Raw genomic sequence first — 23,317 nt, 5'->3', positions numbered from 1 at the left:
CGCGACGACAAGCCGGCAAGGCGCGGTGATTTGCCAGGCTCGAGCCTACTCCTTGCCCCAGCGTGGCCGGCGCATCGAAAAGACCTCGCTGACGCTGGCATAGTCCATGTAGCCGAGACGAGCGACATTGCCGGCCTTGGTGATGTCGAACAGGCCGTCTTTCAGGAAGGCGTCGTCAATGTGCACGCCGACCACTTCACCGGCGACGATGACGGCGCTCGTCGGGGTTCCGTCCAGCGCCTTTGGGCGAAAGACCTCCGTCACCCGGCATTCCAGCGCCGCGGGCGCTGCCGCCACGCGCGGTGGCTTGACGAGGCGCGAAGGCGCCATGGCGAGATCGGCATAGACGAATTCGTTGATGCCGCGCGGCGCGTTGACGGATGTGTAGTTCATTTTCTCCGCAAGATCGCGGCTGACCAGATTGGCGACGAACTCGCCGGTCTCCTGAGCGAAAGAGGCGCTGTCCTTCTCGCCCTCCGAGGAAAACCAGACGATGAAGGGCCGCGTCGAAACGGCGTTGAAGAAGGAGTATGGCGCGAGATTGACCTCGCCCGCCTCGTTCAGCGTCGATATCCAGCCGATCGGGCGTGGCGCGACGATCGCCTTCGACGGATCGTGCGGCAGCCCGTGCCCCTTGGACGGTTCGTAGAACATTCAGCCCGCCCAGGGTCCTGAATAATCGGCACAGAGCTTGGCCGGATCGGGCCGTGGCCGCTCCGGCGCCGGGCCAGCATAGGAGCCGATATGGATGAAACCGACGACGCGCTCCTGCGGCGCCAGTCCAAGGATCGCCCTGCCCTCCGGCACGTCGGAATACCAGTTGCTGATCATGTTGGTGCCGTAGCCCAGCGCATTGGCGGCAATCATCAAATTCATCGCCGCCATACCGCCGGACAGGAACATCTCCCATTGCGGGATTTTTGGATTTTCCCTGGGCACCGACACAACGCCGATCACCAGCGGCGCACGGGAAAAGCGCGCCAGTTCCTGGTTGCGGCGGCCTTCCGGTAGCGGCCCTTCGCGTTGTTCGGCAAGCGTGGCCAACTGTCTGCCGATCGCGATGCGAACATCGCCGCGATAGAGGATGAAGCGCCAGGGCTCGAGCCGGCCGTGGTCGGGCACGCGCGTGGCAGCGGCGACCATCGTTGCGATATCGGCATCGCTCGGTGCGGGCTCCCTGAGGTCCGGAATTGGCGCTGAATTTCGGGTCAGCAGGAAGTCGATGATCGGCGACGCCATGGGCGCAAGTCTCCTAGACACTCTGTTTTGAGCTGAAGCGCACCATCGGGAATTCGGGCGGCTCGGGCAAAGGCGCGCAAGCGCCGGGCGGAAGAGCCATGGATTGGACTCTTAAGCCTTGAAATTGCCACCGCCATGGGCTTCAAAGCAAGGCATGTTTGAGGGGCGACTGCGTCTTTTCCTGGTCTGGCTCTGCGCCGCGCTGTTCTTGGCGCCGGTTTCGCTGGCTGTCGCGCAGGAAAAGGACGGTGTCAGCGACCTGAAACTTCCCGGAATTTCGAGTTACGCGACGCCCAAAAGCGAAACCCCGCTGGCGCTCGGAGGCGGTGGCGCCCTCACCTTGTCGGCCCAGTTGACCGACAAGGGCACCGACATCACCCGCGGCCTGGTCTGGCGCGTCTTCAAGCCTGAAGCCGTCAACGGCAAATTGCCTATGGTCGCCTCCGCGCATGGCGGCAGCGCTGTCTTCCAACTCGAACCCGGCAGCTATCTGGTCCACGCCTCTTATGGCCGCGCCGGCGCCACCAAGCGCATCACAGTCGGCAAGGAAGCCAAGCGCGAAAGCCTGGTGCTCGATGCCGGTGGCCTGAAGCTTGACGCGGTTCTGTCCGGCGGCGTGCGCATTCCCCCGAAAAAACTGCGCTTCTCGATCTATGAGGGCACCGCCGAAGCCAATGGCGACCGCGCTCTGATCATTCCCGATGTCGAGCCTAACAGCGTCGTGCGGCTCAATGCCGGCATCTACCACGTCGTCTCGACCTACGGCGCGGTCAATGCGGTCATCCGCTCCGATATCCGCGTCGAGGCCGGCAAGCTGACCGAAGCCACCGTCGAGCACCACGCTGCCGAGATCACGATGAAGCTGGTGCGCGAGGCCGGTGGTGAAGCGATCGCCGACACGTCGTGGTCGCTGCTCAACGAATCCGGCGATCCGATCAAGGAAACCGTCGGCGCCTTCGCCTCGATGGTGCTTGCCGAAGGTGACTACACCATCATCGCCAAGAACCGCGACCGCATCTACCAGAAGGATTTCACGGTCGTGGCCGGACAGAACCTGGAGATCGAGGTTCTGGCGACGGAAGCCGCGGCGATGGATCCCGAAGAAGGCGCGGATTAGTCTTCAGGCGGCCAGTTTCATCCGGGCCGGCAGGAAGGGAATCCGGCGGCGCGGCAGCTGCGGCGCCAGGTCGAACACGCCGCGGTAAAGCCGGTCGAGCAATGCCTTGCGATCGCGCAGCGGCTCCAGTTCACTCCAGCTCAGCACCTCGCCGACGCGCACGTCGATCGCCTTGCCGGACAGCCGCGCGAATTCGTGGATGAGCATCGAAAGGCGCAATGTCAGCGATGCCTTGCCGACGAATTTGGCCACGCGGCCATCGCGCTCCGCCATGTTCATCGGCCCGCTGACCAGATGGAACAGCCGGCCATTCTGCCCGGAAAAATGCATCGGAATGACGGACGCCTTGGCATCCTGGACCAGGCGTGCCGGAAACATCTTCCATGGCAGGTCGCGCGCCCGGCCAAAGCCCTTCGGCGCGGTGGCGACGCCACCGGCGGGAAACACCACGATGGTGACGCCCTCCTTGAGCAGCCGCACCGCCTCGTGGCGCACGGCCATGTTGTTCTTCAGCGCGTCCTTGGTCTCGGAAAAGTCGATCGGCAGCGAATAGGGTTCCATCTCGCGGATCTTGAGCAGATCCTTGTGGATCATCACCCGGAACGGCCGCCCAAGTTGCTCTACCAGTGACAACACGGCAATCCCGTCGCCTATGCCGAACGGATGGTTGGCCACGATCACCAGCGGCGTGTCCGGCAATGGCGTGGGCGGCCATTGGTCGGCGGTCCGTATCCGCACATCGATCAGGTCGAGCATGCGGCTGAATATGCGCTCGCCTGATGGCACCACCTGGCGGCGCCAGAAATCATAGAGCGCGGCATACCGGTCGCGTCCCGACAGGCCTTCAATGGAATGAATGACCCAGCGCGTCAGCGCCGGCTGATGCGGGTTGGCATAGGAAAGCTCGGGAAACGGTTTTTCGCGCAATTTCAGCTTGAGCATGGGGGCTCGTTACAAGATCGGCGTGACAAGGATATGAAAATGGCGGTGGACCGCTCCACCGCCATCACCAAAGGGCTGTTCAATCAGGCGGCGCGCTTGCGCCGGCGATCGGGTGTGATCGCTTCTTCGGTCAGCCGTTCGATCGCCTCGGCAAGCCCGAGCGATTCCTGGTCGCGCGAGCCGAGCCGGCGGATATTGACCGTCTGCTCTTCCGCCTCGCGCTTGCCGCAGACGAGGATGACCGGCACCTTGGCTAGGCTGTGTTCGCGGACCTTGTAGTTGATCTTCTCGTTGCGCAAATCGGCCTCCGCCAGCAGCCCGGCGGCCTTCAGCTTCGCCACCACCTCGGTCGCATAGACGTCCGCCTCGGAGGTGATCGTCGCCACCACCACTTGCAGCGGCGCGAACCACAGCGGGAAATGGCCGGAATAGTTCTCGATCAGGATGCCGAGGAAACGCTCCATCGAACCGCAGATGGCGCGGTGCACCATGACAGGCTGTTTCTTCTCCGAACCCGAGCCGATATAGAAGGCACCAAAGCGTTCCGGCAGGTTGAAGTCGACCTGCGTCGTGCCGCATTGCCATTCGCGGCCGATGGCGTCCTTCAACACATATTCGAACTTTGGCCCGTAGAAGGCGCCCTCGCCCGGATTGATCGAGGTCTTGATCCGGTTGCCGGACCGCGTCCTGATCGTCTCCAGCACGTTACCCATGATCGCTTCGGCATGATCCCACGCCTCATCGGTGCCGACGCGCTTTTCCGGCCGCGTCGACAGTTTTACGCTGACCTCTTCAAAACCGAAATCGGCATAGGTCGACAGGATCAGATCATTGATGCGCAGGCATTCGGCCGCGAGTTGCTCTTCGGTGCAGAAGATATGGGCGTCGTCCTGCGTGAAGCCGCGCACGCGCATCAGCCCGTGCAGCGCGCCGGACGGTTCGTAGCGATGCACATTGCCGAATTCCGCAAGCTTTACGGGCAGATCGCGATAGGATTTCAACCCATGCTTGAAAATCTGCACGTGGCCCGGGCAGTTCATCGGCTTCAGCGCAAAGACTCGGTCGTCGTCGGTATCGTCGCCGGCGACAGTCACTTTGAACATCGCGTCGCGGTACCAGCCCCAGTGGCCCGACGTCTCCCACAGGCTCTTGTCAAGCACCTGCGGCGCGTTGACCTCTTGGTAGCCTTGCTCGTCGAGGCGCCGGCGCATGTAATTGACCAGGTTCTGGAACATCTTCCAGCCCTTGGCATGCCAGAAGACGACGCCCGGCCCCTCTTCCTGGAAATGGAACAGGTCCATCTCGCGGCCGACCTTGCGGTGGTCGCGCTTCTCGGCCTCCTCCAGCATCGTCTGATAGGCGTCGAGCTGCGCCTGGTCAGCCCAGGCCGTGCCGTAGATGCGCGTCAGCATCGGATTGTTCGAGTCACCACGCCAATAAGCACCGGCCACCTTCATCAGCTTGAAGGCGTTGCCGATCTGGCCGGTCGAGGCCATGTGCGGACCACGGCAGAGATCGAACCAGTCGCCCTGGGCATAGATCTTGAGATCCTGGTCCTCGGGAATGGCGTCGATCAACTCCAGCTTGTAGCGCTCGCCCTTGTCGGCGAAGACCTTTTTCGCCCGGTCGCGCGACCAGACTTCCTTGGTGAACGGCTTGTTGCGCGCAATGATCTCGCGCATCTTCTTCTCGATCACCGGGAAATCATCGGGGGTGAACGGCTCGTTGCGGGCGAAGTCGTAATAGAATCCGTTCTCGATCACCGGTCCGATGGTCACCTGCGTGCCCGGCCATATCTCCTGCACGGCTTCCGCCAGCACGTGGGCGGTGTCGTGACGGATAAGCTCCAGCGCGCGCGTATCGTCGCGGGTGATGATCTCGACCTTGCCGGACTTGCCCAGCGGATCGCTGAGGTCGCGCACGGTACCGTCGATGGCGTAGGCGACAGCCTTCTTGGCCAGCGACTTCGAGATCGATTCGGCGAGGCCGGCACCGGTCATCGCCGCGTCGTAGTCGCGGACGGAGCCATCGGGAAATGTCAGGGAAACGGAATTCAGCATCATGGTTCTCCTATCCAGTCCCGCAAACGAGCGCGGGTGGTCGTGGGGTAAAGCCGGATGCGCCAATCACAGGGACAAACGGCAGCGGGCGGGTTTTAGAGGCAGTGCCGCGTCAGGTAAAGAGTGCTGATCGGCCCGGCTGTCAGGAAATGTCGCCAGAGATGTCGCAGGCGGCCATCAGGCCTTGCGAATAGCGCCGCAATCGTCTGGAATCGCCGATATGGAAAACGCTACACCCAGCCGAACTGCCCTTGGCGTCGCACGCATGAGGGCCTTGCATCAGTTTTCACCGCAGGCAGGGCTGTTTCGCGATCCCTACGCGATCGCGATCCTGGGTGGGGCTGCTCCCGCGGCGCACGAGCTCGAACAGGAAGACGAGCGCCGCCGGCGCATGCGCCTGTTCGTGACCGCGCGGGCCCGGTTCGCCGAGGACTGGCTTGCGGCGGCGGTCCGTCGCGGCATCCGCCAGCTCGTCGTGCTTGGCGCCGGCCTCGACACTTTTTCACTGCGAAATCCGTATCCGGATCTCAAGGTGTTCGAAGTCGACCACCCGGCCACGCAAGCCTGGAAACGCAAATGCATTGCCGATAGCGGTCTTGCAGAGCCGCACGCGACCACATTCGTGCCGGTCAATTTCGAGCGGCAAAGTCTGTCCGTGGAACTGGCTGCGGCCGGTTTGCAGTCGACCGAGCCGAGCTTCTTCATCTGGCTGGGCGTTGTCCCCTATCTGACGAAAGAAGCGATCTTCAACACGCTGTCCTGGATAGCCGGTGTCCCGGGCTCGGAGGTCGTGTTCGATTATAGCGAACCGGCTGAGAACCGCGATGCGGCGGGCCAGGCCGCCCTGGCCTTTCATGCGGCGCGCGTCGCTTCTGTCGGCGAGCCATGGATCAGCTTCTTTGTTCCGACCGAACTGGCGAAATCCCTGAATGACCTCGGATTCGACGAGATCGAAGACCTCGAGAGCGGCGATATCGCCGCCCGCTTTTCCAGGGCCTCGAAGGGAACCACGAACAATTCCGGCGGCCACATCATCCGTGCCCGCCGAAGCGTCTGACCAGACTCATTTCACCAGCTGCGGCAGATCCTTCAGGAACCCGGAACGAGTGCTCCAGCCCTTCGGCACATCGGTGCGCTTGGTGTCGACGATCAGCCGGGCAAAGACAATCTGCTGGCCGTCCTTTTTCGCCCACCCGACGAACCAGCCGAGCGAACGCTTGTCCCTGACCTTGTCGGCATCATTGGCCAGCCTGGTGCTGCCGGTCTTGCCTTGCACGGTCCAGCCTCCCGCCTGGAAGGTCGGGATGATGGCCGATGTCATGTCATAGGCCTTGGCCGAGACCGGCAGCTTGCGGGCAAGCAGCTTGCGCAGGAAGTCGACCTGCTGGACCGGCGTGATCTTGAGCGAGGAATTCACCCAGGAATGGGTAAGGCCGTCATTCTTGCCGGGATTGCCCGAAACATCTTTGTTGCCGTAGTCGAGTTTCGAGACGTAGCCGGCAAACTTTTCGCCGCCGAGCCGTCGCGTGATCTCGCGGGAGAACCAGATAATTGAATCGCGTTCCCAGATCACCGGATCGACGGTCTTCTGATCCCGCTTCACCGCGTTGAATTCCGGCTTGTAGTCCCAGGTCGGCGTGTGCTCGTTGCTCAGGATGCCGGCATCGTAGCCGATCAGCGACAGCGGTACCTTGAACGTCGAGGCCGGGCTGAACCGCTGGTCGCAAGTGCCGTCCTGATAAAGCGTCTTGCCGCTCGCCGCATCGGCGATCAGCGTGCACCGCACATCCCCAAGCGGCGCCGACTGCGCGCGCATCGGGAACCCCAGCAACCAGGCGAGCAGGAACAGGACTCCAGCCAGGATAAAGGGAAGACGGTCGATGTTACGCATTGATGCTCGCTCCAGAAGGGTGTGTTCGCGAGCGGGCTTAGCGAGGTCTCTTGTCTCGATTTTGTCTCAAATGCGCAGTCTTTGTGCAGGCTTGCGTTAACCCTACCGGATCGTAAACACGCACTGTCGCCCGAGGCGTGACCGGCGCAATCATGCCTTGGTTTCGGCGTGCTTGCGGCCGATCCGCCAATATCGCCACGGCATGAACCAGACATAACGATCCGCCAGCACTTCCGGCACCAGATCGATGCCATGCGTGCCGAACGGTCCGCAGCGCAGCACCCGGAAAAATCCCATCCAGCCGCCGGCCCACAGGCCATGGCGGGCGATCGCCTCATGCGCGTATTCGGAGCAGGTCGGCAGATGCCGGCACGAATTGCCGACAAAGCCGGAAAGCATCAGCTGGTAAAGGCGCACGAACGACGTGCCTAGCAGACGCCCGGGCGTCTTGCGCCACGGGCCGGGCCAGTTGCGGCCACGCCCCGGCGGTTTGGCAGTATGGGCATGCCCAAGCGGGTCGTGCACCGCATTCTCCGTATCGCGTTCCAACTCGATAGATGTGGGCTTCCGTGGGAGAACGCAATCCCATCCCTTGTCTGCCTGCTGTCATGGGCGAGAGCGGCGAAATGGCTGCCTGTCAACCGGAGCTGGCCACCGGCCAGAGCTGGCCGGCTCTTCGCTGCGCTTTGCACCATGCCTTTCGTCACGCCATTGGAACGTTGCGATCCGCATGACATCGCCGAAAATGTTCAGGAACTGGATCATGGTCGCGTCTCCTTTGATGCGATTAGACCGCCGCTGGCCTTCGCCTTCAAACGAGTATAATTTCCACTTCAGATAATCCTGGGTTATGCGAAAATGAAGCGCGGACGCATGCCGTTGACGGCATTGAGGAGTTTCGAGGTAGCGGGCCGGCATCTGAGTTTCAGCCGGGCCGCCGAGGAGCTGTTTGTTTCGCAGGCGGCGATCAGCCGGCAGATCCGCGAGCTCGAAACCTTCCTGCGCCAGCCCTTGTTCGAACGCCACCATCGCCGCGTCGAACTGACGAATGCGGGCGGCCGGTTGCTCGCCCAATTGGTCAGGAGTTTCGATGACATCGACAAACTGCTTTCAGAACTGGTCGCCGCCCCCGTGCAGTCCGTGGTTCGTGTCAGCGTTGAGCCGTCGCTTGCCTCCGTATGGCTGGTGCCCCGCCTCAACCGGTTTCGCCAATTACGGCCTGACATCGACGTCTCCCTCGAAGTCGATCCGAGGCTGATCGAGTTCCGCAGCGATCAGCCCGAGCTTGCCTTGCGCTTCAGCGCGAACGCAAACTCCTGGCCCCGCAGCCAGGCCGAGCGGCTTGCCTCGACGGTCGATTCGCCGGTTCTGTCGCCGGCGCTGCTCGCCTTGGGTCCTCCCCTTGAGAAGCCGATCGACCTTGCTCGCTACACGCTTTTGCATGAGGAGAATCGCCAGGGCTGGGCGCGCTGGTTCGAGGCAGCCGGCGTGCCTGCCGATGCCGTGCCGGGGCGGGGCCCCATGCTGGCCGACGCATCGCTTTCGAAACAGGCCGCGCTGCTCGGGCATGGCGTGGCGCTGGGCGATCTCCTGCAGATCGGCGGAGAAGTCGCATCCGGCGAGCTGGTCAAGCCCTTCGAAATCGATGTCGCATCCGGCGCCTATTGGCTGGTGGCCAGAAATCTACGCGATCTCTCGGAACCGGCCGCAGCTTTCGCAGATTGGCTGAGAAGTGAGTTTGCTAAAAGCAGGCGGGCGCTGGGCGTGCAGGACAATACGACTTAAGCCGCTTCTTCGCCGCGCTTTTTCTCGATCTGGCCGATGGCGTCGACCACGGCATCGAAGGTCAGCATGGTCGAGGCATGGCGTGCCTTGTAGTCGCGCACCGGCTCCAGATATCTGAGGTCGGCGAAGCGTCCCTCCGGCGGCGCGCCATTGTCCTTCAGCATCTTCAGCATGGTATCGCGCACCGCGCGCAATTCCTCGGCACTCGCGCCGACGACATGCTGCGCCATGATCGAGGACGACGCCTGCCCAAGCGCGCATGCCTTCACGTCATGGGCGAAGTCGGTGACCACGCCATCCTGCATCTTGAGGTCGACGGTAACGGTCGAGCCGCACAGCTTGGAATGCGCCTTTGCGCTCGCGTCGGGATGATCGAGCCGGCCGATGCGTGCGATGTTTCCGGCAAAACCGAGAATTTTCGCATTATAGACGTCGTTGATCATTCTTTTCCAATCCGTCGCCGCCAAGCGAACAGCGTTTGCCGCTATAGCGTCTTCCTTTCGCTGCGCCAGACCATATATAATGCTGGCAGTTGGGTATCGACAAGGCAACCGAAGCGGGTGCCTTTACCTGATCTGTTCACGCCACTTGCGGGGCTGGAAACCGGGCGGGTTCCGACACCGAAAAGTCGTGGTCCGTTCAACTCGTTCCTCCGCAGAGAGGAACTACGGGAGACGCCTTTATGGATGCCGTTATCAAGAAGCTCATGCCGCAGTCGGCGTATATGGACAAGCCTGTCACCGACCGGCCGAGCGAAGCCGAAGTTGAAGCCGCGGTGCACACGCTTTTGCGCTGGACAGGCGACAATCCGGACCGCGAAGGGCTGATCGATACGCCCAAGCGTGTGGCCAAGGCCTACCGCGAAATGTTCGGCGGCTATGACATGTGCCCGGCGGATGAGCTCGGCCGCACCTTCGAGGAGGTCGCCGGCTATGATGACCTCGTCATCGTCAAGGACATTCAGTTCCACTCGCATTGCGAGCATCACATGGTGCCGATCATCGGCAAGGCGCATGTCGGCTATCTGCCGGACGGCAAAGTGGTCGGCCTGTCCAAGATCGCCCGTGTGGTCGATATCTTTGCCCATCGCCTGCAGACGCAGGAAGCGCTGACCGCTCAGATCGCCGGCGTCATCCAGGATGTGCTCAACCCTCGCGGCGTCGCCGTCATGATCGAGGCCGAGCACATGTGCATGGCCATGCGCGGCATCCGCAAGCAGGGCTCGACCACGCTGACCTCCACCTTCACCGGCGTCTTCAAGGATACGCCCGAAGAGCAGGTTCGTTTTGTCACCATGGTGCGCGGCGGGGCGTAAGCCCCTCGCCGGCATCACGGTCAACAGGAAAATAGACCGGCAATGTCGGCACTGGAATTTCCCAAAGCTCCGTCAGACAAGCAGGTTCTCGAAGAAGGAGCGGTGTTCTCGCCGCGCTTCGACGCAGCCGGGCTCGTCACGGTTGTGGTCACCGATATCAAGGATGGCATGCTGTTGATGGTGGCGCACATGAATGCGCAGGCATTGGCGCTGACTCTGGAAACGGGTACCGCCCATTACTGGTCGCGCTCGCGCAATGCGCTTTGGAAAAAGGGCGAGACCTCGGGCAATTTCCAGCACGTCGTCGAGATGCGAACCGACTGCGATCAGGACGCATTGTGGCTTAGCGTGAAAGTGTTAGGCCACGACGCAACCTGCCACACCGGCCGGCGTTCCTGCTTTTATCGGACGGTGGGGCTGGTTGACGGCAAGACGACGCTTGCCGACGATGGCAGCAAGCCGCTGTTCGATGCGGAAACCACGTATCGGAAGCCATAGTCTTGAACCTTCTGCCTCACACCAACCACACAGATTCATCATTTCGATACGGCCCGTCCGTATATTAGCCTTGGGACAAGGGAGATCGTGATGCTCGAGTGGGCGTCATTGCGTAACAGACCGGATGTAAGAGAGGCCAACGGCCCCGCTTCGTCCGGCGGCGCGTCCGAGCAAAAACCGGCGAAGAAAACAGGCATTTCGCTCGCCCTTGGCGGTGGCTGTGCCAGAGGCTGGGCCCATATCGGCGTGCTGCGCGCGCTCGATGAAGCCGGCATTGAAGTCTCGATGATCGCCGGCACCTCGATCGGCGCGCTGGTCGGCGGCTGTTATCTCGCCGGCAAACTGGATGAGCTGGAAGCGTTCGCCCGCAGCCTCACCAAGCGGCGCATTTTTGGCCTGCTCGATCTCAATCTGCGCGGCAGCGGCCTGTTCGGCGGCATGAAGCTCGATGCCCGGCTGCGCGAGCATGTGGCGGGCATCCGCTTCGAGGAGCTGCCCAAGCCATTCGTCTGCGTCGCATCGGAAATCCGCACCGGCCACGAGATCTGGCTGTCGAGCGGCTCGCTGATCACCGCGATGCGTGCCTCCTATGCACTGCCCGGCGTGTTCGAGCCGGTGAACTGCAACGGCCGCGTGCTCGTCGACGGTGCGCTGGTCAATCCGGTACCGGTTTCGGTCTGCCGCGCCTATGAGCAGCCGCTCGTCGTGGCGGTCAACCTTCACTACGATCTTTTCGGCCGCGCCGCCGTGATCAAACACAGCGCCGGCGAACTGGTTGTCGAAAAGGACGCGCCCCGCGCTGGCCACCTGGACCCGAACCATCAGTCGCATCAGACGCGCCTCGGCATCACCGGCGTCATGGTCGAGGCCTTCAACATCATCCAGGACCGTATTTCGCGTGCCAGGCTTGCCGGCGATCCACCCGACATGTCGCTGCAGCCCAAGCTCAGCCATATCGGCCTCACGGAATTCCATCGCGCCGACGAGGCGATCCAGCTCGGCTATCAGGCGACGATGGCGCAGATCGGCGAACTGACCCGGCTGCAGGCGGTTCTCGCCTGATCAAATCAGGATAGCTCTCACGCCCGCGCCGCATCGATGACGCGAAACTGCACGGTGCGGTTGCCGTTCCAGTAATTGCCCGACAGCGAGCCGGCGACATGGACCGTCTTGCCCCGGTTCTTGAACAGGAATTCGCCAAGCACCGTATCGACGGCGCGAAAGGCGATCGCCTGGATGCGGCCACCGCTGTCCGACTGCAATTCGCAGCGGATATGGTTGGTGCCGACCGGCCTGGCGTCTGCCAGCCGATGGCGAGGCAGCACGAAGACCGGCGCGACATGGCCGGCGCCAAAGGGACCGGCCTTGTCGAGTGCCTCGAGCAGGCCAAGCGTCGCGCCCTCCGCGGCAAGCGCGCCGTCAATCGCCAGGCTTTCCTCGTCCTGCAGCCGAAACACCTCGGTGGCCGCCCGTTCTTCGAAGAACGCCCTGAGTTCGCCCAGCCTGGCGCGTTCGACGGTGATGCCGGCCGCCATGCCATGGCCGCCGCCCTTGACGATCAGCCCGGCATCGGCGGCTTCGCGCACCAATCGGCCAAGATCGAAGCCCGAAACGGAGCGGCCCGAACCGGTGCCAACGCCATTGGCATTGAAGGCAATGGCGAAAGCCGGCCGACGCGCATGGTCCTTAAGCCTTGATGCGAGCAGGCCGACAATGCCGGGATGCCAATTGTTGCTGGCGGTGACGATAATCGCCGGACCGTTGCCGCCGGCAAGCTCGGCATCGGCCTCGGCACGCGCCGCGGCCAGCATCTCCTGCTCCATCAGCTGCCGCTCCTGGTTCAGCCGGTCGAGCGTCTCGGCGATGGTCCGTGCCTCGACCGGATCGTCCGTCGCAAGCAACCGGCTGCCGAGCGCCGCATCGCCGATGCGACCGCCGGCATTGATGCGTGGACCGATCAGATACGAGAGATGAAAGGTGCTGATCGGCTCGCCGATGCGCGAAACCCGTGCCAATGCGGCCATCCCTTCATTCTTCTGCTGGCGGGCCACTTGCAGCCCTTTGACGACGAAGGCACGGTTGACGCCGATGAGCGGCACCACGTCGCAAACGGTCGCCAATGCAACGAGATCAACCAGCGAAAGCAGGTCGGGCGGCGCCACATCGCTCAGGCCACGCAGGACCTTTGCGGTCTGCACCAGGGCAAGGAAGACGACACCGGCGGCGCACAGATGCCCCTGGCCTGAAAGATCGTCATCGCGGTTTGGATTGACGACGGCAATCGCGGCCGGCAACGCGCCGCCGACCTGATGGTGGTCGAGCACCACCACATCGGCGCCGGCCGCATTGGCGGCATCGACGGAAACGGCGCTGTTGGTGCCGCAATCGACAGTGACGATCAGCGTCGCGCCACGCGAAACAAGTTCGCGCATGGCATCGGGATTCGGGCCATAGCCCTCGAAAATACGATCCGGAATATAGATTTCCGACGGTATGGAGAAATGCGTCAGAAACCGCTTCAGCAAGGCAGACGAGGCTGCGCCATCGACATCATAGTCGCCGAAGATCGCCACCTTCTCCCTGGTCATCACCGCCGCCGCGATGCGGTTGGCGGCTTTGTCCATATCGGTCAGCGAGGCTGGATTGGGCAACAGGTCGCGGATCGTCGGGTCGAGAAACCGCTCGGTCTCATCGGCGGTAACGCCGCGTCCGGCAAGAACGCGCGCGACGATGTCGGGCACGCCATGGCCTTGGGCGATGGCCAGCGCGACCATGTCCTGCCGCTCGGTCAGCCGGTGCTCCCAGGAGAGACCGGTCGCCGACTGCCTGACATCGAGGAAGAGGCGCTTGTCGCCCATCATGTGCTTTGCCAACTCATGGTTGGCGACAGGATAGTGCATGTCGCCCAAAAGTGTGCAGCGGTTTTGGGATAACGACATGCACAAACAACAGCCCAAAGGCGGGCAAAGCCAAGCGGTTCGCTATGATGCGCCGTCACGGAGGATTTCAACTAAGAACTACGCTTTCCGCTTTTCAGCCTGGCGCCGGACCCATTCGTCGGCTGCATCCCCCATCGTCTTTTCCTGGCCATCCTTGAGCCAGGCCATGAAAGTTCGATCGAACCTGAACCCATCGCCGCATTCGCGGGTGAAAAAGCGGCGCACATTCTGGGTGTTGCGGTAGGATTTGGTGATGGGCGTGGCACGCGAAATCGGATCCGCGTGCCAGTCGAACGCTTTCATCATCAATCCTTGCGCCGCCAAGTTCAGATGCAGCCAAGGGCTAGCAACTGCGGCGCGGCTTCGCAAGCAGCTCTAGAACTTGTCCAGATCCTGGTGCCGGGCCTTGATCTCGCGCACGGTCCGAGATGAGGAGCGCAGCACGATCGTGTGCGTGGTGATGAAGGTGCGGCCGAACTTGACGCCGGCCAGCATGTTGCCGTCGGTGACGCCGGTTGCCGCGAACAGCACATCGCCGCGCGCCATGTCTTCCGCGTGATAGACCCGCTTCGGGTTCGAAATGCCCATCTTCGCCGCGCGCGCGACTTTTTCCGGCGTATCGAGGATCAGCCGGCCCTGCATCTGGCCGCCGGTGCAACGCAGTGCGGCCGCCGCCAGCACGCCCTCCGGCGCACCGCCGGTGCCGAGATAGAGATCGATGCCGGTCTCCTCCGGATCGGTGGTGTGGATGACGCCAGCCACGTCGCCATCGCCAATCAGCCGGATCGCAGCGCCCGTGGCGCGCACCGCATCGATCAGCTTGGCATGGCGCGGCCGATCGAGGATGCAGGCGGTGATATCGGATACCGCGACGCCCTTGGCCCGGGCGAGGCTCGCGATGTTCTCGGCCGGCGAAGCATCGATGTCGATGACGCCATCGGCATAGCCCGGACCAATGGCGATCTTGTCCATATAGACGTCGGGCGCGAACAGCAGGCTACCCTTCTCGGCGATGGCGATGGCCGCAAGCGCGTTGGGCAGGTTCTTGGCGCAGATCGTCGTGCCTTCGAGTGGATCGAGCGCGATGTCGACCGCCGGACCTTTGCCGGTACCGACTTCCTCGCCGATGTAGAGCATCGGCGCCTCGTCGCGCTCGCCCTCGCCGATCACCACCGTGCCCTTGATGGCAAGGCGGTTGAGCTCCTGGCGCATGGCATCGACCGCGACCTGGTCGGCAGCCTTCTCGTCGCCGCGCCCGCGCAGCCTGGCTGCCGCCACGGCGGCCCTTTCGGTGACGCGCACCAGTTCCATGGTGAGTATCCGGTCAAGGCCGGCGACGATGTTCTGGGCCACATTCATTGGGGGAAAATCCTCGTTCACAAGCGCCTCCCGCCGGAGGCGCGCCTGTTTTGTCAAACGAGCATGACAACGGCAAGACCTGGTAAAAATTTTATCGAAAACTCTGCAATATCAATCGATTGAACCCTATTTCCAACAAAAAGTCGGCCCGGTCGTTTCCGACCGAGCCGCCTTGAAGAAGTACAGATGATGGCTGTCGCGATCTAGAAAACCGCGAGATATCTGAGCAGCGAAATGATGCCGATGATGATGACGACAACCTGCACGATCTGCCGCATCCTGGCGTCGAGCGGCAGGCGCTGCACCAGATAGAGAACGAGAATGATGACGAGGAATGTGATCAGGATGCTGATCAACATGGATGAAGCCACGGTGCCCTCCTAGAAATGATTGCCTGAAATGGAGAATCGAGCCGGCGACGCCGGCTCGATGCCGGCGCGGTCAATACCAGCGGCGCGACGTGTCGTTCGTCGATTGACCGATGGCAAAGCCGGCCAGGAAGCCGAGCAGGCCGATCACACCGATCACGGCTGTCGTCGTGCCCGGGTTTTCGCGCGCGACGTCCGAGACCGCCTGGGCCTGGCTGCGCAGCTGCTGCGCGGTTCGTGACGCGCGGGCCGCGGCGGTGTCGTAGAAATCCGAAGCCTGCTCGCTGGCGTCATCGAGCAACTCAGCGCCCCTTGCCGAAATGCTCTTGTTGATCTTGGTGATCTCCTTGCGCAGTTCGGCGATCTGCTTTTCCAGCGTCTTCTGGATATCGTCGATATCGGGCAGGTCGGACTTGTTGGTATCGGCCATGAATTGGCTCCCTTGGTTGTTGACCAAGAGAACGGCGTCGACGCGAATTCGTTCCGGCGGATCGCGGCTGTTTGCCATCAGCCGGGCAAAACGCTTGCAGGGGTTCCCGCGCTACAAGCGAATTGAGAGCTACCCTGCCCGCTCGATGCGGATGACCTGTGGCTTGTCGGTCAGGTGACCGTCCTTGGTGATGCCGTCGACGGCCTTGCGCACGGCGGCCTCGGTGGTCTCATGCGTGACGAGGATCACCGTCTTCTGCACGGCGGCCTCGCCGCTGACCGCGTGCTGGACGATCGATTCCAGCGAAATATCATTGTCGGCCATGCGCTTGGCGATCGCGGCGAAGACGCCGATGCGGTCGTGCACGGTCAGCCGGATAAAATAGCCGCCGGCATGGCTGCGCATCTGCGCTTTCTTGTAAGGCCTCAACTCCTTCGCCGGCCGGCCGAAGACCGGGCCGTGCTGGAAGCCAGGCCGGCTCTTGGCGATGTCGGCGATGTCGCCGATGACGGCCGAGGCCGTGGCATTGCCACCGGCGCCGGGGCCTGACAGCAGCAGCTCGCCAAGAATGTCGGTCTCGATCGCCACCGCATTGGTGACGCCGTGCACCTGCGCTATGACCGAGGCGGTCGGCACCATGGTCGGATGCACGCGCTGCTCGATACCGCTTTCGGTGCGCTGGGCAACGCCGAGCAGCTTGATCCGGTAGCCGAGGTCGCCGGCCGCGCGGATGTCGGCCTGCGTGATGTTGGAAATGCCTTCCATATAGATGTCGTTGGCCGCGATCTTCGTACCGAAGGCAAGGCTGGTCAGGATCGACAGCTTGTGCGCGGTGTCATGGCCCTCGATATCGAAAGTCGGGTCCGCCTCGGCGTAGCCCAGCCGCTGCGCGTCCTTCAGGCATTCATCAAACGAGATGCCCTCGGCCTCCATGCGGGTCAGGATGTAGTTGCAGGTGCCGTTGAGAATGCCGAACACGCGGGTGACCGAATTGCCGGCCATCGCCTCACGCATCGTCTTGATGACGGGAATGCCGCCGGCTACCGCCGCTTCGTAGTTGAGCAGCACGCCCTTCTTCTCGGCGATCTCGGCCAGCGCTACACCATGCTTTGCGAGCAGCGCCTTGTTGGCGGTAACGACGTGGCGGCCGGCTTCAAGCGCCGCCTTCACCGACAGGCGCGCCGGCCCTTCATCGCCGCCGATCAATTCGATGAACACGTCAATGTCGGCACTCTGCGCCAGCTTGACCGGGTCGTCGAACCATTTTGCCGAACTGACATCGACGCCACGGTCGCGTTTCGGATCACGCGCCGAGACCGCGGTGACGACAATCTCGCGCCCGCACTGCCGGGTCAGTTCCGCAGCCTTCTCGCGCAGCACCCGCGCCACCGACGCGCCGACCGTGCCAAGTCCGGCAATTCCAACACGCAGTGCTTCAGCCATGGAAGGCGACGTCCCTCAAATCAGATCGAATTTTTGCTTACCGGTGGGCGGACAGCGGCACCACATTGTTGGGCTGCTTGGCGCTGCTCGACAGGAAGCGCTTGATGTTGCGTGCCGCCTGGCGGATCCGGTGCTCATTCTCGACCAGCGCAACGCGCACGAAATTATCGCCATGTTCGCCGAAGCCGACACCAGGCGCCACCGCCACGTCGGCGTGCTCGATGAGCAGCTTGGAGAATTCGAGCGAGCCGAGATGCTTGAACGGCTCCGGGATTGGCGCCCAGGCGAACATCGAGGCGGCCGGCGCCGGAATGGTCCAGCCGGCGCGACCGAACGAATCGACCATCACGTCGCGGCGCTTGTGGTAGATGTCACGCACCTCGGCGATATCGGCGCCGTCGCCATTGAGCGCATGGGCCGCCGCCACCTGGATCGGCGTGAAGGCGCCGTAATCGAGATAGGACTTTACCCGGGTCAACGCCGAGATCAGCCGCTCATTGCCGACGGCAAAACCCATGCGCCAGCCGGGCATGGAGAAGGTCTTCGACATCGAGGTGAATTCGACGCAGACATCCATGGCGCCAGGAACCTGCAGCACCGAAGGCGGCGGATTGCCGTCGAAATAGATTTCGGAATAGGCAAGGTCGGACAGGATGATGATGTCGTTCTTCTTCGCGAAGGCGACCACGTCCTTGTAGAAATCGAGCGAAGCGACCAGTGCCGTCGGGTTCGACGGATAGTTGAGGATCAGCGCCAACGGCTTCGGGATGGAATGGCGAACACCGCGCTCCAGCGCCGGGATGAAGCCGTCATCAGGCTCGACCTGCAGTGAGCGGATGACGCCGCCCGACATGATGAAACCGAAGGCGTGGATCGGATAGGTCGGGTTCGGGCACAAGATGACGTCGCCGGGCGCTGTGATCGCCTGCGCCATGTTGGCGAAGCCTTCCTTCGAACCGAGCGTGGCCACCACTTGCGTGTCGGGATTGAGCTTCACGCCGAAGCGGCGCTGGTAATAGGCGGCCTGGGCACGGCGCAGGCCCGGAATGCCGCGCGAGGAGGAATAGCGATGCGTGCGCGGGTCGCGCACCACTTCGCACAATTTGTCGACGATGGCTTTTGGCGTCGGCAGGTCCGGATTGCCCATGCCGAGGTCGATGATGTCGGCGCCGCGCGAACGGGCGCTGGCCTTGAGCCGGTTGACCTGCTCGAACACGTAGGGCGGAAGCCGGCGGACCTTGTAAAATTCTTCCATGGCAGTTCCAGACATCGGGGGCGTTGGGCGCGCGCTATATACTCATTTGCAGGTAGGGTCGAGGGCGGGATCGCATTTGCCTTCGATCTGCTTCAGCGTCTGCGGGCCATGCTTCTTGGCCAGATCCGTCAGCGCCGCCTGGTTGGAAACCGGTGGGCCGCCGCCTTTTTTGGCGCCTTGCCGGTTTTCATCCGCCTTCAACTGGGCAAGCTTGGCATCCCGCTCCTCATTGGTGAACTGCTTGGCTGCCACCTTCGGCGGGATATTCAGGTTCGGAAAGGTGCCCGTATCCTTTGGCCCGGCAGTCTCGGCCATCGGCACCGGACCGCCGGTATTCGTGCTCGAACACCCGGCGATCCCAACGAGGACGATCGCCGCGCCGATGCGGCAAAAGCGTGCGGCACCGAAAAAAACAGTCTCGCCAACATTAATCGTCATATTGTTTCCTTGGCAGCCGAGGTAGAGCGGGATTGGACCCTGTCGGATGTCCCATGTTAATATGTCAAGAAATCGCTTCGGGAGGAACCCCGCGCACAATGTCCAAAACACCCGATTCGGGCAAAACGGAAGATGACGAGCCTTCGACCGTCGAGCAATATCTGGTGAAGGACCCGGAACGCTTCGCCCTGAACATGGCGCGCATGGTCGAGCAGGCCGGCAAGGCGGCTTCCGCCTGGGCCGAACCGCGCGAAAAAGGCGAACTGCGCGACCACGTCGCCGAACCGGTCGTCGACATGGTCAAGACCTTCTCCAAGCTCAGCGAATACTGGCTTGCCGACCCGCAGCGCGCGCTGGAAGCACAGACGCGGCTGTTTGCCGGCTACATGACCGTGTGGGCGAACGCCATACAGCGCGTCAGCCCCAACACCGAGGCTCCCGACGATGCCGTCAAGCCGGAGCGCGGCGACAAGCGCTTCCAGGATCCGGAATGGGGCCGCAACGCCTTCTTCGATTTCCTCAAGCAGGCCTATCTCGTCACCTCGCGCTGGGCGTCCGAACTGGTCGATCACGCCGAAGGTCTTGACGAGCACACCCGCCATAAGGCCAGCTTCTACGTCAAGCAGGTGTCCAACGCCATCTCGCCGTCGAATTTCATCCTGACCAACCCGGAACTGTTCCGCGAAACCGTTGCCTCCAATGGCGAGAACCTGGTGCGCGGCATGAAGATGCTGGCCGAGGACATCGCCGCCGGTAAGGGCGACCTGAAAATGCGCCAGGCTGATTACTCGCCCTTCGAGATCGGCAGGAACATCGCGATGACGCCCGGCAAGGTGGTCGGCCGCAGCGATGTCGCCGAGATCATCCAGTATGATCCGACGACCGAGACGGTGCTCAAGCGGCCACTGCTGATCTGCCCGCCCTGGATCAACAAGTTCTATATCCTCGACCTCAACCCGCAGAAATCCTTCATCCGCTGGGCGATCGAACAGGGCCATACCGTGTTCGTCATCTCATGGATCAATCCGGATGAACGCCACGGCGCCAAGGGTTGGGAGGCCTATATCCGCGAGGGCCTGCAATACGGCCTCGACACGATCGAAAAGGCCACCGGCGAACGCGACGTCAACGCGATCGGTTACTGCGTTGGCGGCACATTGCTGGCGGCGGCATTGGCGCTGATGGCGCAGGAGGGCGACGACCGCATCCGATCGGCCACTTTCTTCACCACCCAGGTCGACTTCACCCATGCCGGCGACCTGAAAGTGTTCGTCGACGAGGACCAGGTCGCGGCGGTGGAAAAGTCCATGAACGAAAAGGGCTATCTCGACGGCACCAAGATGGCGACCGCCTTCAACATGCTGCGCTCCGGCGACCTGATCTGGCCCTATGTCGTCAACAACTACATGCGCGGCAAGGATCCCCTGCCCTTCGACCTGCTCTACTGGAACGCCGATTCGACCCGCATGGCCGCGGCCAATCACTCTTTCTACCTGCGCAACTGCTATCTCGAGAACAATCTCTCGCAAGGCACGATGGAGCTGGCGGGGCACACGGTCTCGCTCGGCGATGTCACCATCCCGGTCTACAATCTCGCCTCCAAGGAAGACCACATCGCGCCGGCGCTTTCGGTGTTCCTCGGCTCGAAATATTTCGGCGGCAAGGTCGACTATGTCATGGCTGCATCGGGCCATATCGCAGGCGTCGTCAATCCGCCGGCATCCAACAAATACCAGTACTGGACCGGCGGCCCGCCGACAGGTGATTTCGGCCAGTGGTTTACCAATGCCACCGACCATCCCGGCTCCTGGTGGCCGCACTGGCAAAGCTGGATAGAGGCCAAGGAGAACACCCGCGTGCCGGCCCGCAAACCCGGCAAGCATATGAAAACCTTGGGCGATGCTCCCGGTACCTATGTGAAGGTGCGTGTGTAACGGACTGTAATGTCTGGTGAGTTGACGGCCCGCCAAAACCGGGCGAAATGGTGTCGTCAACCATCAAGCAGCCGTAATTCGGCAATCACGGCAAAAATACTTCAAGGCTTGCGGATTTGACACAGGTCTCGTTTCCGGATCGGAGACAAAGGTCACCTTGGGCAGCGATGCTTCGGCGCCGCGCCAAGGACATACCGACCGGGCATCGAGGGGGAATTTGACTTTGAAATCAGCAGGGTGGAGCCTCGCAAAGGGAGAACGCCGCGCCATCGTGGCAGCGCTCTGCTCCGTGCTCCTGGCCTCCTGCACATCGGCCGGCGACCCGACACAGTCGGTTGGAATGCCTGGCTACAATGCCTCTTCCTCGGACATCAGCGCGGCCGCCACCGGCAAGCCGATCGCCACCGCCGATTCGACATCGCAAACGACGGCCACGCAGACAACCGTGATGAGCGAAGGCGATACGGCACTGCCCGAAACGGTCGCCTACGTGCCGGTGGCCAAGCCCGAAGCCGCCTTTCCGCTGACAACGCCCGCCGGCGCTGAGACGATCGTGGGACAAACGCCGCAGGCCTTGCAGCAGCCGATACAGACGGCGCAGCAGACCGACGCGGTCGCCCAGAAGATCGCCGCCGCCGATGCCACCGTGACCGCGCCGAAGCCTGCCGCCGCACCGGTGATGAACAATCCGGTCTATGTGACAGCTGGCGAAGCGCCGCAAGCCGACGCGCCGAAGAAAAGAGGCTTCCTGGCCTCGATGTTTGGCGCCACGCCGGCTTCGGCGACATCAGCCCCGCTGATCAACACGCGTTCAGGCGAACAGCCAATCGCACAGGCCAAGCCGGCGCCCGCGCCGGCAGCGGCAAGGCCGATCATCACCTTGGCATCCGCCGACTCCACGGCAAAGCCGATACAGTTGGCTTCGACCGGTGACGAAGCCGGTCACATCACGGGCAGCGATGCCCTACCCGGCGTGCGCCAGACAGCCCTGTTCGAAATCAAGCGCAAGTCCGGCCTCGACGACGAAAGCGACGTCGACCTCAACGAGGACGAAGGTTCGGGCGGCTCCTACCAGGTGGCATCCGCCGCCGGCATGGCCAGGCTCGCGCCCAACGGGCTGCTCAAGCAGAACGAAACCGTCGACGTCGCCTGCCTGAAGCCGTCGCTGGTGCGCGTGCTGAAGACGATTGAAGGCCATTATGGCCGCAAGATGATGGTGACGTCGGGCTACCGCGACCCGGCCCGCAACCGCCGCGCCAACGGCGCCAAGAATTCGCTGCACATGTACTGCGCCGCCGCCGACATCCAGGTGCCCGGCGTCTCCAAATGGGAGCTGGCCAGCTACATCAGGACCATGCCTGGCCGTGGCGGCGTCGGCACCTACTGCCACACCGATTCGGTCCACGTCGACGTCGGCCCCGAGCGCGACTGGAACTGGCGCTGCCGCCGGCGCAGCGGCGGTGGTGACGGTGGCGGCGACGGCTAACGGCGCGCACGCGCCGGAGCCTGTTGGCAGCCAAGGCCTTTAGGCAATGTCGTTCCAGCGGACAATTCCAGACGTTCGAGATTTGCCGAATCGTCCCCAACTTAGTCATCCACGGGCGTAGCAGGAGCGACGCTCCGTCGCGGAGACCCGAGGATCCATGCCGGGAGTCAACCGGGAGCACACCGGAGCAGAATTTCGCACCGTTGCGGCGCTTCAACGTCGCGGCATGGATTCTAGGGTCTGCGCCGCGTCGATTCGCTCCTTGCTCCGCCCTAGAATGACGAAGCGATGGGGCGTTTCTGCTAATCGCCAAGGCGCGTGGCCATGATATCCAACTCCGGCCAAATCGCCAATCCGGCAGGCTTGGAAAAAAGTTGTCCAAGGCGGCAACTGACGGGTTGCCGGTTGCGCACAACGTCAGTATAAGCCGCATCGTCTGAGCGCGCCCATCGTCTAGCGGTTAGGACACCGCCCTTTCACGGCGGTAACAGGGGTTCGATTCCCCTTGGGCGTACCAGAAACCTTCACAAACGAATTTTCGGTGCTCTATAGCAGTCTCAATCTGCTAGGGTCAGGACCTATTAAAGTTCTTGCGGAGACAGCAAACGGCTGATTCATTGGCGGTGCGAGGAGGCGCTGCAATGAGTGATTTGATCTGGCTGTCGGAGGCGCAGATGCGCCGGATCGAGCGGCATTTCCCGCTGTCTCACGGAGTGCCCAGGGTCGATGATCGGCGGATCGTCAGTGGCATCATCTTCGTGATCAGGAACGGCCTTCGGTGGCGCGACGCGCCCAGCGAGTATGGTCCCCACAAGACG

Annotated in this window: 24 protein-coding genes and 1 tRNA gene; 10 read left to right on the top strand and 15 right to left on the bottom strand. The window is 62.6% G+C overall.

The window, feature by feature from the left end:
• Positions 1–45 precede the first annotated feature (45 nt).
• Positions 46–654, bottom strand: coding sequence for a flavin reductase family protein (locus A3A9_RS0110520; RefSeq protein WP_027058750.1), 609 nt, complete (start codon positions 652–654; stop codon positions 46–48).
• Entirely contained in the window at positions 655–1,239 is a 585-nt protein-coding gene (locus A3A9_RS0110515; protein WP_027058749.1) for a nitroreductase family protein, read from the bottom strand.
• Between the two features lie 154 nt (positions 1,240–1,393).
• Here A3A9_RS0110515 and A3A9_RS0110510 point away from each other — a divergent pair, with 154 nt between their 5' ends.
• The gene (locus A3A9_RS0110510) at positions 1,394–2,356 is read left to right on the top strand and encodes a hypothetical protein (protein ID WP_027058748.1); all 963 of its coding nucleotides are present in this window, start codon (positions 1,394–1,396) and stop codon (positions 2,354–2,356) included.
• A 3-nt stretch (positions 2,357–2,359) separates the two neighbouring features.
• Here A3A9_RS0110510 and A3A9_RS0110505 read toward each other — a convergent pair whose 3' ends face one another.
• Both A3A9_RS0110505 and thrS read right to left on the bottom strand, forming a co-directional pair.
• Positions 2,360–3,298 (bottom strand): lysophospholipid acyltransferase family protein, encoded by a 939-nt coding sequence (locus A3A9_RS0110505; RefSeq protein ID WP_027058747.1) that lies wholly within the window; start codon positions 3,296–3,298, stop codon positions 2,360–2,362.
• Positions 3,299–3,381: 83 nt separating this feature from the next.
• A complete protein-coding gene (gene thrS / locus A3A9_RS0110500) occupies positions 3,382–5,358 on the bottom strand; it encodes a threonine--tRNA ligase (RefSeq protein ID WP_027058746.1) in 1,977 nt (658 codons plus the stop codon).
• A 220-nt stretch (positions 5,359–5,578) separates the two neighbouring features.
• Here thrS and A3A9_RS0110495 point away from each other — a divergent pair, with 220 nt between their 5' ends.
• Positions 5,579–6,415 carry a class I SAM-dependent methyltransferase gene (locus tag A3A9_RS0110495; protein WP_027058745.1) on the top strand — a complete coding sequence of 279 codons (837 nt, stop codon included), beginning with the start codon at positions 5,579–5,581 and terminating at the stop codon, positions 6,413–6,415.
• 6 nt (positions 6,416–6,421) lie between these two features.
• On the opposite strand, the gene blaOXA is transcribed toward A3A9_RS0110495, so the two are convergent.
• Together blaOXA and yidD are read right to left on the bottom strand one after the other, a co-directional pair.
• A complete protein-coding gene (gene blaOXA, locus A3A9_RS0110490) occupies positions 6,422–7,249 on the bottom strand; it encodes a class D beta-lactamase (RefSeq protein WP_027058744.1) in 828 nt (275 codons plus the stop codon).
• Between the two features lie 150 nt (positions 7,250–7,399).
• Complete coding sequence (gene yidD / locus A3A9_RS0110485) at positions 7,400–7,774, bottom strand: membrane protein insertion efficiency factor YidD (protein ID WP_027058743.1); 375 nt, start codon at positions 7,772–7,774, stop codon at positions 7,400–7,402.
• Positions 7,775–8,107: 333 nt separating this feature from the next.
• On the opposite strand from yidD, the gene A3A9_RS0110475 reads away from it, so the two are divergent.
• A complete protein-coding gene (locus tag A3A9_RS0110475; RefSeq protein ID WP_027058742.1) occupies positions 8,108–9,034 on the top strand; it encodes a LysR substrate-binding domain-containing protein in 927 nt (308 codons plus the stop codon).
• On the opposite strand, the gene A3A9_RS0110470 is transcribed toward A3A9_RS0110475, so the two are convergent.
• Entirely contained in the window at positions 9,031–9,477 is a 447-nt protein-coding gene (locus A3A9_RS0110470) for an iron-sulfur cluster assembly scaffold protein (protein ID WP_027058741.1), read from the bottom strand. The two genes, A3A9_RS0110475 and A3A9_RS0110470, sit on opposite strands and share 4 nt — an antisense overlap.
• A gap of 239 nt (positions 9,478–9,716) precedes the next feature.
• On the opposite strand from A3A9_RS0110470, the gene folE reads away from it, so the two are divergent.
• From folE to A3A9_RS0110455, 3 genes are all read left to right on the top strand, one after another.
• Positions 9,717–10,349: a GTP cyclohydrolase I FolE gene (folE, locus tag A3A9_RS0110465; RefSeq protein ID WP_027058740.1), complete on the top strand. Its 633-nt coding sequence runs from the start codon at positions 9,717–9,719 to the stop codon at positions 10,347–10,349.
• A 42-nt stretch (positions 10,350–10,391) separates the two neighbouring features.
• A complete protein-coding gene (gene hisI, locus A3A9_RS0110460; protein ID WP_027058739.1) occupies positions 10,392–10,847 on the top strand; it encodes a phosphoribosyl-AMP cyclohydrolase in 456 nt (151 codons plus the stop codon).
• Between the two features lie 90 nt (positions 10,848–10,937).
• Positions 10,938–11,909, top strand: a complete 972-nt coding sequence (locus A3A9_RS0110455; protein WP_027058738.1) for a patatin family protein — start codon at positions 10,938–10,940, stop codon at positions 11,907–11,909.
• A gap of 17 nt (positions 11,910–11,926) precedes the next feature.
• Here the strand turns inward: A3A9_RS0110455 and recJ are convergent, their stop codons facing one another.
• From recJ to A3A9_RS38615, 8 genes are all read right to left on the bottom strand, one after another.
• Positions 11,927–13,708 (bottom strand): single-stranded-DNA-specific exonuclease RecJ, encoded by a 1,782-nt coding sequence (gene recJ / locus A3A9_RS0110450; RefSeq protein WP_027058737.1) that lies wholly within the window; start codon positions 13,706–13,708, stop codon positions 11,927–11,929.
• 156 nt (positions 13,709–13,864) lie between these two features.
• Positions 13,865–14,089 (bottom strand): DUF6434 domain-containing protein, encoded by a 225-nt coding sequence (locus A3A9_RS0110445; protein ID WP_027058736.1) that lies wholly within the window; start codon positions 14,087–14,089, stop codon positions 13,865–13,867.
• A gap of 72 nt (positions 14,090–14,161) precedes the next feature.
• Positions 14,162–15,145 (bottom strand): class II fructose-bisphosphatase, encoded by a 984-nt coding sequence (gene glpX, locus A3A9_RS0110440; protein ID WP_027058735.1) that lies wholly within the window; start codon positions 15,143–15,145, stop codon positions 14,162–14,164.
• A 203-nt stretch (positions 15,146–15,348) separates the two neighbouring features.
• Positions 15,349–15,504 carry a Thivi_2564 family membrane protein gene (locus A3A9_RS45140; protein WP_343286132.1) on the bottom strand — a complete coding sequence of 52 codons (156 nt, stop codon included), beginning with the start codon at positions 15,502–15,504 and terminating at the stop codon, positions 15,349–15,351.
• A gap of 82 nt (positions 15,505–15,586) precedes the next feature.
• Positions 15,587–15,943 (bottom strand): hypothetical protein, encoded by a 357-nt coding sequence (locus A3A9_RS0110430; protein WP_027058734.1) that lies wholly within the window; start codon positions 15,941–15,943, stop codon positions 15,587–15,589.
• Between the two features lie 129 nt (positions 15,944–16,072).
• On the bottom strand, positions 16,073–17,386 hold the full coding sequence (locus tag A3A9_RS0110425) for a homoserine dehydrogenase (RefSeq protein WP_027058733.1): 1,314 nt from the start codon (positions 17,384–17,386) through the stop codon (positions 16,073–16,075).
• A 37-nt stretch (positions 17,387–17,423) separates the two neighbouring features.
• A complete protein-coding gene (locus A3A9_RS0110420) occupies positions 17,424–18,641 on the bottom strand; it encodes an LL-diaminopimelate aminotransferase (RefSeq protein WP_027058732.1) in 1,218 nt (405 codons plus the stop codon).
• Between the two features lie 42 nt (positions 18,642–18,683).
• A complete protein-coding gene (locus A3A9_RS38615; RefSeq protein WP_027058731.1) occupies positions 18,684–19,079 on the bottom strand; it encodes a hypothetical protein in 396 nt (131 codons plus the stop codon).
• Positions 19,080–19,177: 98 nt separating this feature from the next.
• Between A3A9_RS38615 and phaC the strand changes: the two genes are divergently transcribed.
• The 4 genes from phaC to A3A9_RS0110395 form a co-directional block, all read left to right on the top strand.
• Positions 19,178–21,013: a class I poly(R)-hydroxyalkanoic acid synthase gene (gene phaC / locus A3A9_RS0110410; RefSeq protein WP_027058730.1), complete on the top strand. Its 1,836-nt coding sequence runs from the start codon at positions 19,178–19,180 to the stop codon at positions 21,011–21,013.
• A 217-nt stretch (positions 21,014–21,230) separates the two neighbouring features.
• Positions 21,231–22,499: a YcbK family protein gene (locus A3A9_RS0110405; protein ID WP_033838500.1), complete on the top strand. Its 1,269-nt coding sequence runs from the start codon at positions 21,231–21,233 to the stop codon at positions 22,497–22,499.
• Positions 22,500–22,941: 442 nt separating this feature from the next.
• Positions 22,942–23,016: transfer RNA gene (locus A3A9_RS0110400), tRNA-Glu, on the top strand.
• 124 nt (positions 23,017–23,140) lie between these two features.
• Positions 23,141–23,317: transposase (locus A3A9_RS0110395; RefSeq protein WP_027058728.1), on the top strand; the 177-nt coding region annotated here is incomplete at its 3' end.

It is taken from the genome of Mesorhizobium loti CJ3sym (assembly GCF_000472785.1).
In the GTDB taxonomy this organism is placed as follows: Bacteria; Pseudomonadota; Alphaproteobacteria; order Rhizobiales; family Rhizobiaceae; genus Mesorhizobium; species Mesorhizobium loti_E.
Note: the sequence above shows the minus strand (reverse complement) of the source record. Positions and strands in the feature narration are given on the sequence as shown.